Origin of the sequence: Xanthomonas sp. DAR 80977 (assembly GCF_041240605.1) — a bacterium.
Classification (GTDB): domain Bacteria; phylum Pseudomonadota; class Gammaproteobacteria; order Xanthomonadales; family Xanthomonadaceae; genus Xanthomonas_A; species Xanthomonas_A bundabergensis.
The window spans coordinates 2,606,892-2,622,057 of sequence record NZ_CP162487.1 but is presented as its reverse complement, the minus strand read 5'-3'; the positions used below and the strand labels follow the sequence as shown (position 1 = coordinate 2,622,057).

At 67.3% G+C, this 15,166-nt stretch carries 10 protein-coding genes and 3 tRNA genes; 5 read left to right on the top strand and 8 right to left on the bottom strand.

Annotated features, from left to right (window positions below):
- Positions 1-203: 203 nt before the first annotated feature.
- From AB3X10_RS11260 to AB3X10_RS11240, 5 genes are all read right to left on the bottom strand, one after another.
- Positions 204-1,421: an ABC transporter permease gene (locus tag AB3X10_RS11260; protein ID WP_369981506.1), complete on the bottom strand. Its 1,218-nt coding sequence runs from the start codon at positions 1,419-1,421 to the stop codon at positions 204-206.
- Positions 1,422-1,517: 96 nt separating this feature from the next.
- Positions 1,518-2,834, bottom strand: coding sequence for an ABC transporter permease (locus AB3X10_RS11255; RefSeq protein WP_369981504.1), 1,317 nt, complete (start codon positions 2,832-2,834; stop codon positions 1,518-1,520).
- Positions 2,835-2,921: 87 nt separating this feature from the next.
- Positions 2,922-3,638 (bottom strand): ABC transporter ATP-binding protein, encoded by a 717-nt coding sequence (locus AB3X10_RS11250; protein WP_369981502.1) that lies wholly within the window; start codon positions 3,636-3,638, stop codon positions 2,922-2,924.
- A 666-nt stretch (positions 3,639-4,304) separates the two neighbouring features.
- A complete protein-coding gene (locus tag AB3X10_RS11245) occupies positions 4,305-5,492 on the bottom strand; it encodes a sensor histidine kinase (RefSeq protein WP_369981500.1) in 1,188 nt (395 codons plus the stop codon).
- Positions 5,489-6,178, bottom strand: coding sequence for a response regulator (locus tag AB3X10_RS11240; RefSeq protein ID WP_369981498.1), 690 nt, complete (start codon positions 6,176-6,178; stop codon positions 5,489-5,491). The genes AB3X10_RS11245 and AB3X10_RS11240 overlap by 4 nt, the downstream gene beginning before the upstream one ends.
- A gap of 175 nt (positions 6,179-6,353) precedes the next feature.
- Between AB3X10_RS11240 and AB3X10_RS11235 the strand changes: the two genes are divergently transcribed.
- The 5 genes from AB3X10_RS11235 to AB3X10_RS11215 are packed head-to-tail and all read left to right on the top strand — an operon-like array spanning position 6,354 to position 14,667.
- A complete protein-coding gene (locus tag AB3X10_RS11235; protein ID WP_369981496.1) occupies positions 6,354-7,745 on the top strand; it encodes an efflux transporter outer membrane subunit in 1,392 nt (463 codons plus the stop codon).
- Between the two features lie 27 nt (positions 7,746-7,772).
- A complete protein-coding gene (locus AB3X10_RS11230; RefSeq protein ID WP_369981494.1) occupies positions 7,773-8,576 on the top strand; it encodes a MipA/OmpV family protein in 804 nt (267 codons plus the stop codon).
- A 21-nt stretch (positions 8,577-8,597) separates the two neighbouring features.
- Positions 8,598-9,716, top strand: coding sequence for an efflux RND transporter periplasmic adaptor subunit (locus AB3X10_RS11225; protein ID WP_369981492.1), 1,119 nt, complete (start codon positions 8,598-8,600; stop codon positions 9,714-9,716).
- The gene (locus AB3X10_RS11220; RefSeq protein ID WP_369981490.1) at positions 9,713-12,790 is read left to right on the top strand and encodes an efflux RND transporter permease subunit; all 3,078 of its coding nucleotides are present in this window, start codon (positions 9,713-9,715) and stop codon (positions 12,788-12,790) included. The genes AB3X10_RS11225 and AB3X10_RS11220 overlap by 4 nt, the downstream gene beginning before the upstream one ends.
- Before the next feature lie 32 nt (positions 12,791-12,822).
- On the top strand, positions 12,823-14,667 hold the full coding sequence (locus AB3X10_RS11215) for an esterase/lipase family protein (protein ID WP_369981782.1): 1,845 nt from the start codon (positions 12,823-12,825) through the stop codon (positions 14,665-14,667).
- 115 nt (positions 14,668-14,782) lie between these two features.
- On the opposite strand, the gene AB3X10_RS11210 is transcribed toward AB3X10_RS11215, so the two are convergent.
- The 3 genes from AB3X10_RS11210 to AB3X10_RS11200 form a co-directional block, all read right to left on the bottom strand.
- Positions 14,783-14,858, bottom strand: a tRNA-Glu gene (locus AB3X10_RS11210).
- A 45-nt stretch (positions 14,859-14,903) separates the two neighbouring features.
- A tRNA-Ala gene (locus AB3X10_RS11205) sits at positions 14,904-14,979 on the bottom strand.
- Between the two features lie 105 nt (positions 14,980-15,084).
- Positions 15,085-15,160: transfer RNA gene (locus AB3X10_RS11200), tRNA-Glu, on the bottom strand.
- Positions 15,161-15,166: the final 6 nt, after the last annotated feature.

Here is a 15,166-nt window from a genome sequence, read left to right as displayed (position 1 = left end):
GCACGCAAAACACGGTCCAGGGCCAGGTCTGCGGCAGCCGGTTAAGGCCGCGCCCGGGCCTGCTGCTCAGTTCGGCCCGGGCACTGCCTCATGCGATATAGGCTGCGTCCCTTGAGAAGCGGAGGTGTTGAAGCGCATCGATCAGCCCATCGCTGGCTGTCCGAGCGCAGGCCTGGACGGCCCTGGCCGCTTCGACCGCAAGCTCAGATCGAACGCGTTGCCGCTGCAGGCGGGATCGACGCCGCATGCCGCGCCGGCGCAAGTACCGCCAACTGGCCCAACAGCCACAGCACGATCGCGCCGATCGGCAAATAGACCAGCGGAAGCCGCGGCAATTCGTACTTGCTCATCAGCAGCTGATTGATGGCGTAGGCCAGAAACATTCCGAGCACGATGCCGACCGTGGCGAGCAGGAAATTCTCGGTCTGGAAGTAGCGCAGGATCTGGGTGCGGGTCGCACCAAGGGCGCGCCTGACGCCGATCTGCCGGGTACGCTGCTGGACCCAGAAGCTGGCCAGGCCGACGATGCCAAGCGCCGTGATCACCAGCAACGCGACGCAGACGATGACCAACAACCAGGCCATTTCGCGATCCTGCTGGTAGTAGCTGTCCCGCATTTCCTGCACGGTATCCTGCTTGAGGATGATCCGGTTCGGATCGATGCGCTTCAAGGTATCCACTGCACGCTTCAGCACCTCGGCGCGGCGCGACGAATCGGCGACGCGCAGCAAGTACGTCGGGAAGCCTCCCTCCACCGGCAGCAGGATGGCGTACTCGTAGGAAGACGGGTCGTTGAATCCGTGGGGTTGCACCAGATGCTCGACGACGCCGACGACCTTGATCGGCGCATCGTTCCAGGCATAGAAGGATTTGCCGAGGGGATCCTGCTCGGGAAACAGCTTGTTGGCCATGGCCCGAGTGATGATGGCCGAAGGGATCCCGACGTTGCTGTTGGGTGCGTCGAGCGCCGCCCAGTCGATGAATTCGTCGTCCAGGAAACGGCGACCCGCAACCAGGTTCAATCCCATCGCATCAAGCAACTGCTTGTCGCCGATATAGTAGGCGGTCTCGAACAGCGGGGATTGATCCGGCGTCAGCTTGACGTCCAGGCTCCTGCCCAGCAGCCCGAGTGGCACCGAGTTGGAAACCGCCGCGACCTTGACCCCGGGCAGTGCGCGTAGCCCTGCCAGATCCTCCTTGGCTCGCGCGGCAGCCTGGTCGTCGTTGCCGCTCTTGGCCAACTGGATGCGCACGAGTTCGCTTTCCGCCAGGCCGGTAGCGCGATCCATCAGATGCAGGCGACTGTGGATCAGGAACACCGCGTTGCAGAGGATGGCGCAACTGACGGCGATCTCCAGCACGATCAGCAGCGCAGCCGTCTTGTGCCGGCGCAGTGCGGAGAAGATGGGGCGGATGTCCATGGCGTTCCCTCGGTGATGGCTCATTCCCCCAGGTTGCCGGGGGAGATTGGTCATGTAGCGTCGCGTATCTCGTCGACGCGATCCTGCAGCTGGCAGCTAGTCCGTCTTGAGCTGGATGGCTGGAGCAACCTGGCATGCGCGGAACGCGGGCAGCAGCCCAGCGAGAACGCTGGCGCCGACTGCGAGCACGAAGGTGACGATCAGCATGGCGGGATCCAGCTGCGCCAGTTCCGCGTAGCTGGCCGAACGCTGGCGCACCGCCCACAGACCCAGCAGCGCGAATCCCAGCCCCAGCACACCGCCGGCTAGCCCGATGACACCGGCCTCGACCAGATACTGCGCAAAGATCGCGCGATGCGAGGCGCCGAGCGCGCGCCGCACGCCGATCTCGCTGGAACGGCGCAGAAACTTCGCCAGCAACAGGCCGCTGGTATTGAGCAGGCATACGACCAGGAATCCGAACGCCAACCAAACCTGCAGGCGCACGTCGCTCGGCACCACCTTCTTGTAGTCCAGCCACTCCATCAGGCTGCGCAGGCGGACGTTGGTCGGTCGCTGGAAGCGGCCGGCGGCGCGCTGCTGGTTGGAATAGTTGGTGAGGTATTGCCGATAGGCCGCCACTTTCTCCGGCGTGTCGAGCTGGACCCAGTATTGCAGCCAGGCGCATGGTGCGTTGACCCCGGTGGTGCCATCGGGATCTTCTTCCATGTCGTCGTCGCCCCAGCAGTGCATGCGGCCCGACGCGTCCATCTTGAGGTCGCGCGACGTCGAGAACGGAACGAACACCTGCTCGATCTCGCCGTAGAGGCTGCCATACGGATCGTAGAACTTCGGAATCGGGCGCCAGTCGTCGAGGACGCCAACGATGCGGAATTCGTTCTGGCTCAGCCACAACGATTTGCCCACGCTGTTTTCTCCGCCGAAGAGCTTGTCGTTGAGCGCCTTTGCGATCACCACGATGCGGCTGCGGCCGTCGTCCTCGGCCTTGCCCCAGGCATTGCCGTACAGGAAAGGCGTGGCGAACATCGGAAAGAAGTCGCCGGACGTGTAGCGAGCATCGACCGAAAACGAGCCGAGTTCGGCACGCTCCGGCCTCACCACCACGCTACCGCGCTTCATCACCGCCTGGCGGTCGCCACGGCGCTGGCGCAGCAGCGTTTCCGCGTCGTACCGCGTCATCTGGTCTTCGGGTTCCTCGCCCGGCGTGAAATTCTCCATGTCGCCCGGGTCCAGTTGCGGATAGAACAGCGTTTGGCTTCGGCCCGGCAAGGGATCCCCGGACAAGATATAGAACACCGTCAACGTCGTCATGCTGGCGCCGATACCAAGCGCGATCGCCAGCACCATCAGTGCGGTCAGCATTCGGTTGCGCTTGAAGCTGCGCAGCGCCAGGTCGAAGTAGTATCCGAACATGTGTTCTCTCTTTGCGCTATCCGTAGAGGCGGAGCCGGTTGTGCAGCGCCGTGGCAATCCAATGAAGGGGTACCGGCAGTCGCCGCGCTATGTGGGCACTTGGCCTTGCGTCGCGGGCCCCTGGCGGCCAGGCTTGTCCGACATGTCCGTGGCGATGCCGTCGACGATGTGGACGTTGCGCGGCGCGCGGGCGGCAAGCTCGGAATCGTGCGTCACCATGATGACGGTCGTACCCTGCGCGTTGATCTGCTCGATCAGCTCCAGGATGCTTTGCGCCATTTGCGTATCGAGGTTGCCGGTGGGCTCGTCGGCCAACAGCAGGCCTGGACTGCCCGCCAACGCACGGGCGATTGCCGCGCGTTGCTGCTGGCCGCCGGACAGCTCGGCGGGATAATGATGCATACGCGAGGCCAGTCCGACCTGGTCGAGGGCCGCCTCGATGCGCAGCTTGCGTTCCTTGGCCCCCATGCCGCGGTAGCGCAGCGGCACGTCGCAGTTGTCGAACAGGTCCAGATCGGCGATCAGGTTGAAGCCCTGGAAGATGAACCCGATTTTCTCGTTGCGCAGCTTGCTGCGCTGGCTGTCGGACATGCCCTTCACGTCGACGCCATCCAATCTGAACTCGCCTCCGCCGAACGTTTCCAGTAGACCGGCGATGTTGAGAAACGTCGTCTTGCCGGAACCGGAAGGACCCGTGACAGCGACGAACTCGCCTTTCCTGACATGCAAGTCGAGCAAGCGCAATGCATGCGTCTCGACCATCTCCGTGCGATAGACCTTGCTGACCTGGCGCATCTCAAGCATATGGAGTCCTATCTGTGGACGGAAACAAGACGTTCAGGCGCGGAACGACGCACTAGGCGACAGTTTCCGCAAGACCCCGCGGACGGACCGATGGCGGTTCCAGCTGCCGACGCTGAGGACCGGGCATGCATCGGACACCGCGCGGTCTCGCTAGCAGGCGGACAGCTGCAGGTAGCGCCCGGCAAGCTCGATCGACGACCACTGCCGACGAGCTGCGGAAAACGGCGTTCATCGGCAGCAACTGCGTCTTGCCAAGTTTTAAGTTCCGGCACGAACGTGGCGGCGATCCCGATTGCGTCCGCACCGGACGCGATGCCGTCCGCGAGATCGCGGTGTCTATGCAGACCGCCGAATCCTGGCCGATCGCATGCCAGGCCCATTGCGGCGCCGATCATCCGGCCGTGGCCGGCACGCCCAACCGGATATCGAAAACTGACACGTCGCGGATGCGGCTTTGGTCGTCCATGCGTATGCCGTCGTTGCGTTGGATTGTCGGACCGATATTAAGCAATATTCATGCCCGCAACAGGTAGACGATTTGAAAGGTGGGATACGCCTCCGAAGTGTCCGGCCGGACACTTCGAGTGTCCGGCCGGACACTTTCCGGACACTTGTGGGGTGCGATGGAATGCCTGCGACCGCCACGTCCCAGCCAGCCGATTGCGACTAAACCGCCCGCGGCAACCGTACCCGCGCGCACAACCCGCCGCCCTCGCGGTTAGCGAACTCCAGCGCGCCGCCGTGCGCATGGCAGATCGCCGCGGCGATCGACAGGCCCAGGCCGCTGCCGCCCGAGTGCCGCGCACGCGAGTCCTCGGCCCGCCAGAAGCGGTCGACCATCCGCGACAACAGTTCGGGCGCCACGCCCGGGCCGCGATCGCTGACGCAGATCAGCACGTCGCTGGAGCCGGTGCTCGCCTCGACCAGCAGGCTCTTGCCAACTGCGGCATAGCGCAGCGCGTTGTCGATCAGCACCGACAGCACCTGGCCGATACGGTCGCGGTCGGCACTGATCGTCAATGGGCCCGACACCCGCAGTTGCACATCCATCTGCGCCGCCTGCAACGGCTGCGCCAGCCAGGCCAGGCGTTCGCGGATCAGCACGTCGATCGGGAAGGTATGCGGCTCCAGCATCAATTGATTGGCACGGGCCATCGACAGCAGGTGCAGGTCGCCGACCAGGCGATTGATCTGTTCCAGCTGGCGGTGGACCATCTGCAACTGTTCGTCGCTGCACGGGAACACCTGGTCCAGCATGCCCTGCACCCGGCCCATCGCCGCGTTCAGCGGGGTGCGCAGTTCGTGCGCCAGCATCGCGCTGGAATCGCGCACTTCGCGCTCGTATTGCTGCAGCTGCGCGGTCATGCCGTTGAAGTCCATCGCGAAGCTGGCCAGTTCGTCCGGGGCGCTGGGAATCACCTTGGCGCGCGCCGAGAAGTCGCCGTCGCTGATCCGCCGGGCCGCCTCCGCCACGTTGGAGAACTGCCGCGACAAGGGCCGCGATGCGAGCAGTCCGCACACCACGATGACCGGGATCGAGGAGATCACCAACACCGCCAGCAGCAGCCAGTCGCGGCTGGCCAATCCAGGCAGGAAGTCGGCGACGTCGTAGTAGCGCGCAAACAGCTGCCACAGGCGCTGCTCGTTGCTGTGCGGGTCCTGGCGCAGCTCCATCATCTCCTGGCGCGCCGCCGGCGGCAGCTTGTGCAGGGTCACGATGTCCCAGATCGCGAAGCGCAACCACATGGCGAACACGATCGCCAGCACGGTGACCACCGCCAGCGCGCTCATGCGCAGGCCGACCCATTGCCACAGCGGCGCGTGCGCGGTGCGGCGGGCGAACGGCCATTTCATCGGAAGCGATAACCGATCGCGCGCACCGTCACCAGCACGTCGGTGATGCGCTCGGCTTCCAGCTTCTTGCGCAGGTTGTGCACGTGGGCGTCCACCACCCGCTCCAGCGCGTCGCTCTCCGGCAGGCAGATTTCCAGCAGTTCGCTGCGCGTATACGCCTTGAACGGCGTGCGCAGCAGGGTGGCCAGGATATTGAACTCGGTTGGGGTCAGGTCCAGCGGCACTTCGTTGCCGTCGCGGTCCTGCACCGTGGCCAGGACCGCACTGGTGTCGACGGTGAGCCGCTCGTACTTCAGCGGTTCCTCGGTCGCCCTGGCCGGCCCGGCGCGGCGCAGCACCGCATAGACGCGGGCAACCACTTCCTTGGGGCTGTAGGGCTTGACCACGTAGTCGTCGGCACCGTAGCGCAACGCGCCGAGCTTTTCCGGCTCGTCGCCCATCGCGGTCACCATGATCACCGGGGTGTCGCTGCTGCGGCGGATCGTCGACAGCACTTCGGTGCCGCTCAGCCTGGGCAGCATCACGTCCAGCAGCACCAGGTCCGGCTTCCACTGCGCATGCAGCTGGATCGCGCGCTCGCCGTCGCCGGCGAGCGCGACCTCGAATCCGTCCCGGCGCAGATAGGCCTCCAGGATGCTGGCGCTGTCGGCGTCGTCCTCGACGACAAGAATCTTCTTGGAACTCATGCCCTGTGCAGCCCTTGTCGCGCGTCTTGACGAAATCTTGAAGATTCCTAGAAACCAGCTTGAACTCGCTGGCCGACTCTATCACTCGAGATTGGCCACCCGACTGACCATTATGATTCTATCGTCCGCAAGCAAGGGTTCGCATCGCCCCTGCCTTCTCCTGGCCGCATTGGCCGTGCTGCTGGGCGGCTGTTCGCTGGCGCCGGTCTACCAGCGTCCGCAGGCGACCGTGCCAGGCACGCTGGGCGGCGAATCCGCAGCGCCGACGCCGCAGGCAGCGGCCGCCACGGCCGCGCTGTCGGAGCAGGAACGGCAGTTCCTGCACGAGTTTTCGCCGAACCGCGACCTGGCGCCGCTGCTGCGCCAGGCGCTGGCGCACAACCCGGACTTCCGCAGCACGGTCCTGCAGGTGCAGCAGGCGCGCGCGCAATACCGGATCGAGCGGGCGCAGCAGCTGCCGCAGATCGGGATCAATGCACAGCAGACCCGGCAGAGTTACGACGCTCCGCAACAGCAGGAACGCTACGGCCAGAAGCTGGTCACTGCCGCGGTGGGCATCGACGATTTCGAGCTGGATCTGTTCGGCAGGCTGGCCTCGCTGTCCGCGGCCGCACAGCAGCGCTACCTGGCCTCCAGCGCCGGCCAGCAGGCCGCGCGCGGCGCACTGGTCGCCGAGGTGTTGCGTACCTATACGTTGGAACGCGCCGCCGCGCAGGCGCAGGCGCGCTTCCAGGCCATCGCCGACGCCAGCAGCGCATTGCTGGCGTTCGCCGACGACCAGCACGATGTCGGGCTGATCTCCACCGACGCGCTCGACCGCCAGCGTCATCAGACCGACCAAGCCCGGGTCCGCGCCTTGCAGGCAGCCAGCGACCACGCCGCCGCGCGCCGCGCCCTGCAACTGGTCGCCGGTTACGACGCCGCGGCCAGCGCCGGCGATCTCGAGGAGTTGCTGCCGGCCGATGCCGGCAGCATGGCCCTGCGCGACCTGGACTCGGCGGTGCTGCTGCAACGGCCGGACATCCAGCAGGCCGAGGCCGAGCTGCGCGCACGCAATGCCGATATCGGCGCCGCGCGTGCCGCGTTCTTCCCCTCGATCCGCCTGAGCACCTCGCTGGGGACCGCCAGCGACGTGCTCAGCGGCCTGTTCGACGCCGGCAGCCGCACCTGGAGTTTCGTTCCGCAGCTGACCATGCCGATCTTCGACTACGGCCGCAATCGCGCCAACCTGGACATCGCGCAGCTGCGCGAGCAGGCCGGCGTCGCCGACTATGAGAAGGCGATCGAGTCCGCGTTCCGCGAGGTCGCCGACGCGCTCGATGCCGGCCCGGCCTTGCAACAGCGCGAACAACGCGAACGGGCCAACCGCGAACGCGAACGGCAACGCATCGAACGCATGGACCGGCGCGTGGCGCAAGGCCTGCAGGATCGCCCGGCGCTGCTAGGCGAACGCATCGCCGCCGAACAGGCCGCGCTGGACCACCTGCAGGCCCGCCAGGAGCTGATCCTCAACCGCATCGCGCTGTTCCGCGCGTTCTATGGCGTGCAGTTGCCGCACGCGTCCTGATCCACCCCACTCCGAAAGAGGCTTACCATGAAAACTCTCGCGTTGATTCCCATCCTGGCCTGCGCCCTGTCGCCTTTGGCCGCCGATGCCGCCGATGCGGACGCGTCCGGCTTCCGTTTGTTCGGCCATCAGACCGAACTCAGCATAGGCGCCGCCGCAGTGGAGGCGCCGCGCTACCTGGGTTCCAAGGATGAACGCACGCTGTTCGCTCCGGTGCTGATTGCGCAGAGTGGCATCGTGTTCTTCGACAGCGTGCGCGGCCTGGGCGTGCAGTTCCAGACCGATGGCGGTTTCTACGTCAGCCAGTCCTTCGGCTACGACCTGGGTCGCCTGGACCGCGACAGCAGCTGGCGCCCGGGTTCGAAGACCTTGGCCGGCATGGGCACCGTGCCAGGCTCGGTGACCAGCCGCACCATGATCGCGCAGCAGTTTACGCCCTACTTCACCCTGACCGCCGAAGCGGAATTCGCGTTGAAGGACGGCGCACGGCGCAACAACTTCCGTGCCGGCCCCAAGTTCACCTTGCTGCAGAGCGACAAGGACACGGTGACTATGAACCTGGATGCGCACTGGGGCGACCGGCGCTACAACCAGGCCTACTTCGGCGTGACCGATGCGCAGAGCGCACGCAGTGGGTACGCCGTGTCCAAGCAGGATTCCGGCGTGTATGCGTATTCCGTCAGCGCCAACTGGGATCACGCCCTGTCCAAACACTGGAGCACGTCGCTGACGGTCAGCGGCATGCGTTTCGCCGACGACGTCGAGGACAGCCCGATCGTGAAGCGTCGCGCTTTCGCAAGCGCCATCGGCGCCGTGACCTACAACTTCTGACGGCAACACAGAGCAGCCCCCATGAAACCGAGTCTTGCGATCTTCTTCTCCGTCTGCATGCCGCTGGCTGCAGCGTCGCTGGCCGCATGCAGCCGCGAGGCGCCACCACCGCCGGAGGCGCCGCGGGCTGTGAAGCTCGAGTCCGTCGGCGTTGCCGATGGCAGCGACGCCGTCCGCTTCGTGGCCCAGGTGCGCCAGGAACAGCGCGCCGAACTCGGCTTCGAGGGTGGCGGCCGCATCGCCTCGATCGAGGTCGATGTCGGCGACCGCGTGCGCCAGGGGCAGATCCTGGCGCGGCTGGATCCGGAGCCGACCCGCCTGCGTGCCGAGCAGGCCGAGGCCAACGTGCGCATAGCGGCGGCCGACCTGCAACAGCAGCAGACCCAGCTCGCCCAGCAGCAGGCCATGTTCGAGGACGGTGCCGCGTCGGCGACGACCCTGACCGCCGCCAAGGCCACGTTCGCCAGCGCACAGGCGCGCCTGCGCAGCGCGCAGTCGGACCTGGCGCTGGCGCACCGCGGCCTGCGCCAGGCCGATCTGCGCGCGCCGTTCGACGGCAGCGTCGTGGCCCGGCTGCAACAGCCCGACGCCAATGTCGCGGCCGGCCAGCCGGTGCTGCAGGTGGAAGGCCGGGGGCGGACCCAGGTGACGGTCGCGCTGCCGGCGGCGGTGGCGGCCTCGCTGCGTCCCGGCCAGGCAGCGGCGGCGTATCGGGCCAGTGCGCCCGAGCAAGCGTTGCCGTTGCAGTTGCGCAGCGTTTCCGATCGCCTCGACGGCGGCGCCACGGTCCAGGCGCTGTTCGACAGCGCCGCGGGCGATGGCGCCGGCTTGCGCAGCGGCGAGAACCTGCTGCTGGCCCTGCCCCGCGACGAGGCGCCGCCGTTGAGCGTGCCGCTGAGCGCACTGGTGCCGAGCATGGGCAACGGCAAGCCGATGGTGTTCGTCTACCAGGACGGCAACGCCACCGTGCGCCGCCGCCAGATCGTGGCCGGGAACGCCGAAGGCGGCCGCGTGCAGGTCCGCCAGGGACTCGATGCGGGCGAACGCGTCGTCGCCGCCGGTGCGGCCTTCCTCAGCGACGGACAGCACGTCGTTCCCTACCTCCCCGATACCCGCCTGACCGGCAACGCCACGCCATGAACCTGACCCGCGCCACCCTCGCTTCGAGCCGCCTCGCGCTGTTCGCCGCCGCACTGATCCTGATCGGCGGCATCGTCACCTTCCTCGGTTTTCCTTCGCAGGAGGAACCCAGCGTCACCGTGCGCGATGCGGTGGTGCAGGTCGCGTTCCCGGGCATGCCCAGCGAGCGCGTCGAGAACATGATCGCGCGCCCGGTGGAGGAACACCTGCGCGAGCTCACCGGGATCAAGAAGATCGTCACCACGGTGCGGCCCGGCAGCGCGATCGTGCAGCTGACCGCGCGCGACGACGTCGCCGATCTGCCCGCGCTGTGGCAACGGGTGCGCAACAAGGCCGCCGATGCGGGCGCGGAGTTGCCGCCGGGGACGCAGGGGCCGTTCGTCGACGACGACTTCGGCCGCGTCGCCATCGCCTCGATCGCGGTCACCGCACCGGGCTTCGGCACCAGCGAGATGCGCGCGCCGCTGCGGCAGATGCGCGAACAGCTGTACACCGTGCCCGGCGTGGAGCGCGTCACCTTCCACGGGCTGCGCGAGGACCGCATCTACATCGCCTTCGAGCGCACCCGGCTGAGCGAGGCCGGCCTGACCCCCAGCGCGGTGGCGCAACAGCTGCGCACGCAGAACGTGGTCGCCAGCGGCGGCCGGATCGCCGCGTCCGGCCTGGCGATGTCCGTCACCACCTCCGGCGAGATCCGCACGCTGGACGAACTGCGCAATACCCCGATCTCGGCGCCCGGCGGCGACGGCGCGCGCCAGATCCCGCTGTCGCAGCTGGCGCGCATCGAGCTGATGCCGGCCGATCCGCCGGAGAGCGCCGCCATCTACCAGGGCCAACCGGCGGTGGTGGTCGCGGTGTCGATGGCGCCCGGCTACAACATCGCGCAGGTCGGCCAGGCGCTGCGGCAGAAGCTCGGCGAGACCGCACGGACGCTGCCGGTCGGCTTTTCCCAGCACGTGGTCACGTTCCAGGCCGACGTGGTCGAGCGTGAGATGAGCAAGATGCACCACGTCATGGGCGAGACCGTGCTCATCGTGATGGCGGTGGTGATGCTGTTCCTGGGCTGGCGCACCGGCCTGATCGTCGGCGCGATCGTGCCGCTGACCATTCTCGGCACGCTGATCGTGATGCGGGCGCTGGACGTGGAACTGCAGACCGTCTCCATCGCCGCGATCATCCTGGCGCTCGGGCTGCTGGTGGACAACGGCATCGTCATTGCCGAAGACATCGAGCGCCGCCTGGCCGCCGGCGAGGAACGCCGGCAGGCCTGCGAGGCGGCCGGGCGTACCCTGGCGCTGCCGTTGCTGACCTCCTCGCTGGTCATCGTGCTCGCGTTCTCGCCCTTCTTCTTCGGCCAGACCAGCACCAACGAATACATGCGCTCGCTGGCGATCGTGCTGGCGGTGACCCTGCTCGGCTCGTGGCTGCTCAGCGTCACCGTGACCCCGCTGCTGTGCATGTACTTCGCGCGTGCGCACGGCGCTGCGCATGCCGATGGCGCGGACCACTACGACTCCAGGCTGTACCGCGGCTACCGGCGCGTCATCGAAACCCTGCTCGGGCACAAGGCGCTGTTCCTCGGCAGCATGCTGCTGCTGTTGGCCGGAGCGGCCACCATCCTCGGTTCGATCCCCTACAGCTTCCTGCCCAAGTCCGACCGCCTGCAGTTCCAGATGCCGGTGACCCTGCAGCCGGGCAGCGATTCGCGCGAAACGTTGCGGACGGTGCAGTCGATCAGCCGCTGGCTGGCCGATCGCAAGCACACCGAGATCGTCGACAGCATCGGCTACGTGGCCGATGGCGGACCGCGAATCGTGCTGGGCCTGAATCCGCCGCAGGCCGCCCCCAACATCGCCTACTTCACCGTCAGCGTTCGCCCAGGGACGGATATCGACGCCCTGATTGCCCACGTTCGCGAGCACATACGCAAGAACTATCCGGGCGTGCGCGCGGAGCCCAAGCGCTTTTCGTTGGGGTCGACCGAGTCCGGCGTGGCGGTCTACCGGGTGGTCGGTCCGGACGAAGGCCAGTTGCGCCGCATCGCCGGCGGGATCGCCCAGGCGCTGCGGCAGCTGCCCGGTACCGTCGACGTCAGCGACGACTGGGAAATCCGCATTCCCCGCTACGAGGTCCGGGTCGACCAGGTCAAGGCGCGCCGCGCCGGGCTGAGCAGCGACGACATCGCCCAGGCCCTGCAGCTGCGCTACAGCGGCATCGACGCCTCGGTGATCCGCGACGACAGCGTCAACGTGCCGATCGTGCTGCGTGGCGGCGCCGACGAACGCGCCGAGGCCAGCGATCCGGGCAGCACCCTGCTCTATCCGCAGGCCGGCGGCGCCGCCGTGCCGTTGTCGGCGATCGCGGATATTGCGTTATCGTCCGAACCGTCGGCGATCCAGCGCCGCAACCTGAGCCGCGCCATCACCGTGACCGGCCGCAATCCGGCCATGACCACCGACGAAGTCATCGCCGCCGTGGCCGACAAGGTCGCCGCGCTGCGCCTGCCGCCCGGCTACCGCATCGAGATGGGCGGCGAGCTAGAGGACTCGGCCGAGGCCAACCAGGCCTTGCTGCAGTACATGCCGCATGCGCTTGGCGCGATCCTGCTGTTGTTCATCTGGCAATTCAACTCGTTCCGCAAGCTGTTCATCGTCGTCGCCAGCATTCCGTTCGTGCTGATCGGCGCGGCGCTCGCGCTGCTCGTCACCGGCTATCCGTTCGGCTTCATGGCCACCTTCGGCCTGCTCGCGCTGGCCGGCATCATCGTCAACAACGCGGTGCTGCTGCTGGAGCGCATCGATGCCGAGCTGGCCGATGGCCTGGACCGGCGCGAGGCGGTGGTCGCCGCGGCGGTCAAGCGCCTGCGTCCGATCGTGATGACCAAGCTGACCTGCATCGTCGGCCTGATCCCGCTGATGCTGTTCGCCGGGCCGTTGTGGACCGGCATGGCGATCACCATGATCGGCGGCCTGGCGCTGGGCACGCTGGTCACGCTCGGGGTGATCCCGGTGCTGTACGACCTGCTGTTCTCGCTGCGCAACGGCCGCAGCGCGCTGCAGGCGGCCGCGGCGTGAGCGGCCGGCGCAGCCGCGGCCTGGCCTGGCGCATGCTCGCCGTGCTGTGCCTGGCGCTGGGCGCCAGCGGCTGTGCGATGGTCACGCTGAAACCGGTGAGCGCGGCGGAGTACATCCAGGCCAAGCGCGGCGACCCGCTCAGCAGCGGCCACCTCAGCACCCCGGCGATCGAGACGCTCGCGGTGATCGGCCTGAGCGAGAGCGCATGCAGCATCCAGACCCGGCAGTGCGCCGAGCAGCTGCTCGACAACGACGGCGTGGTCCAGGAGCGCAAGCTGGCGACCGTCGCCGAGCTGTGGCTGCAGGCCTCGCTGCAATTGGCCAAGCGCCAGCCGCGCAGCGACGCCGCCCTGGGCGCCTGGCTGGAGACCGCGCGTTACGCCTATGCCTACCTGTTCTTCAGCGACCGCGCGCCCAGCGAGCGCGCCTTCGAGGACCGCCAGACCCAGGTTCGCGACTACTACAACTACGCGGTGCAGCAGGCGGTATCGGCGCTGTTCGTGCGCTTCCAGCAGCAGGGCCAGCAGGCCGACAGCGCGGCGGAATTGTCGGCCCTGCCCGGCTGGAGGATCGTCCTGGACGTGAGCCAGTTGGGCGCATTGCAGGACATGCCGATGCCGGACGCGATGCTGCCGGCCAGCGGCCTGCGCTTCACCGGGCTGCGCAGCGTCTACCGGCGCGACGGGTTCGGTTCGGAGATGGTCGCGGTGCTGCCGAACGCGACGTCGCTGCACAACGCGGCGAGCGAAGCGGACCAGGCGAGCCCGGCCTACAGCGAAATGCCGACGCCGAGCCTGACCGTGTTGCTGCGCTTCGATGGCCACACCCTGGCCGAGGTGCTGGCCAGTCGGGCCGTGCGGGTGGAAGCCTACGACCCGTACCTGAGCGCCCATGCCACGCTGGGCGGCTACACGGTGCCGCTGGCCGGCAACTTCAGCGCCGGCCATGGCGTGTGGATGGCGCGCTCCGGTTTCGCCGAGCAATCGCTGCGGACGCTGTTCGGCATGGCCCACGGCATCGACCGGCCGCACATCTTCCTGACCCAGCCCTACGATCCCAACCGCCGGGTGCTGGTGCTGCTGCACGGCCTGGCCAGCAGTCCCGAGGCCTGGGTGAACCTGGCCAACGAACTGCTCGGCGACGAACAGCTGCGCGCCCGCTACCAGATCTGGCTGGTCTACTACCCGACCAATCTGCCGATCGCCTACAACCACCTCGAGATCCGCAAGGGCCTGCAGCAGGCGCTGGACCATTTCGATCCGCAACGGCGCAGCGCCTCGGCGCACGACATGCTGCTGGTCGGGCACAGCATGGGCGGCGTGCTGGCGCGCTTGATGGTGTCCTCCAGCGACGGCGACCGGCTCTGGCAGCGCCTGTTCGGCAACAGCACGCTCCCCGCGCCGGCGCTGCAGACGCTGCAAGGCAAACTGTCGCCGATGCTGCATTTCGAGCCGATGCCGGAAGTCTCCGAGGCGATCTTCCTCGCCTCGCCGCATCGCGGGACGCCGCAGGCGACCGGCATGCTCGGCAGCCTGGTGGGGCGCCTGATCGGCATACCGGCACGCATTCTCGACCAGTTCAAGGACATCACCAGCACCGGCCTGGTCGGCAAGCTGCCGACCAGCATGGACAACCTCAACGACCGCGACGACTTCGTGCAGGCCGCGGCGGATCTGCGGATCTCGCCGAAGGTGCGCTACCACTCGATCATCGCCCGCCGCGATGCGCGGGTGCCGTTGGCGCAATCCGACGACGGCGTCGTGCCCTACTGGAGCGCGCATCTGGCCGGGGCGGCGTCGGAGACCGTGGTGACCTCCGGGCACAGCGTGCAGGAAACCCCGCAAGCCATCCTGGAGATCCGCAAGCTGCTGCGCTGAACCGCGCAGCGGCACGCGAGCGCGCCGCGCGGCTGCGCTCGCCGGCCGGCCGGCCGCGCCTGAGAAAAACGCAGACAAAAAAACACCCGGCAGTGCCGGGTGTCTTCGTATGGAATGGCGTCCCCACGGGGATTCGAACCCCGGTCGCCACCGTGAAAGGGTGATGTCCTAGGCCTCTAGACGATGGGGACGCTGATGGTGTTGCCGCTTTGCGGACAGGCCTATGTCCGAAAACTTGGTGGAGCCAGCCGGGATCGAACCGGCGACCTCTTGCATGCCATGCAAGCGCTCTCCCAGCTGAGCTATGGCCCCACGTGTACTGGCAGAAGCGGAATCTTACCCGATTCCTGCGGGATGTACAAATCCCGCACAAAAAAAGTCCGGCAGTGCCGGACTTCAGATTTGCTGCGAATAAAATGGCGTCCCCACGGGGATTCGAACCCCGGTCGCCACCGTGAAAGGGTGATGTCCTAGGCCTCTAGACGATGGGGACGCTGAT

Coding starts and splice junctions, on each gene's coding strand:
- AB3X10_RS11220 (WP_369981490.1), top strand. CDS start 9,713: ATGAACCTGACCCGCGCCACCCTCGCTTCGAGCCGCCTCGCGCTGTTC.
- AB3X10_RS11240 (WP_369981498.1), bottom strand. CDS start 6,178: ATGAGTTCCAAGAAGATTCTTGTCGTCGAGGACGACGCCGACAGCGCC.
- AB3X10_RS11245 (WP_369981500.1), bottom strand. CDS start 5,492: ATGAAATGGCCGTTCGCCCGCCGCACCGCGCACGCGCCGCTGTGGCAA.
- AB3X10_RS11255 (WP_369981504.1), bottom strand. CDS start 2,834: ATGTTCGGATACTACTTCGACCTGGCGCTGCGCAGCTTCAAGCGCAAC.
- AB3X10_RS11230 (WP_369981494.1), top strand. CDS start 7,773: ATGAAAACTCTCGCGTTGATTCCCATCCTGGCCTGCGCCCTGTCGCCT.
- AB3X10_RS11225 (WP_369981492.1), top strand. CDS start 8,598: ATGAAACCGAGTCTTGCGATCTTCTTCTCCGTCTGCATGCCGCTGGCT.
- AB3X10_RS11215 (WP_369981782.1), top strand. CDS start 12,823: ATGCTCGCCGTGCTGTGCCTGGCGCTGGGCGCCAGCGGCTGTGCGATG.
- AB3X10_RS11250 (WP_369981502.1), bottom strand. CDS start 3,638: ATGCTTGAGATGCGCCAGGTCAGCAAGGTCTATCGCACGGAGATGGTC.
- AB3X10_RS11260 (WP_369981506.1), bottom strand. CDS start 1,421: ATGGACATCCGCCCCATCTTCTCCGCACTGCGCCGGCACAAGACGGCT.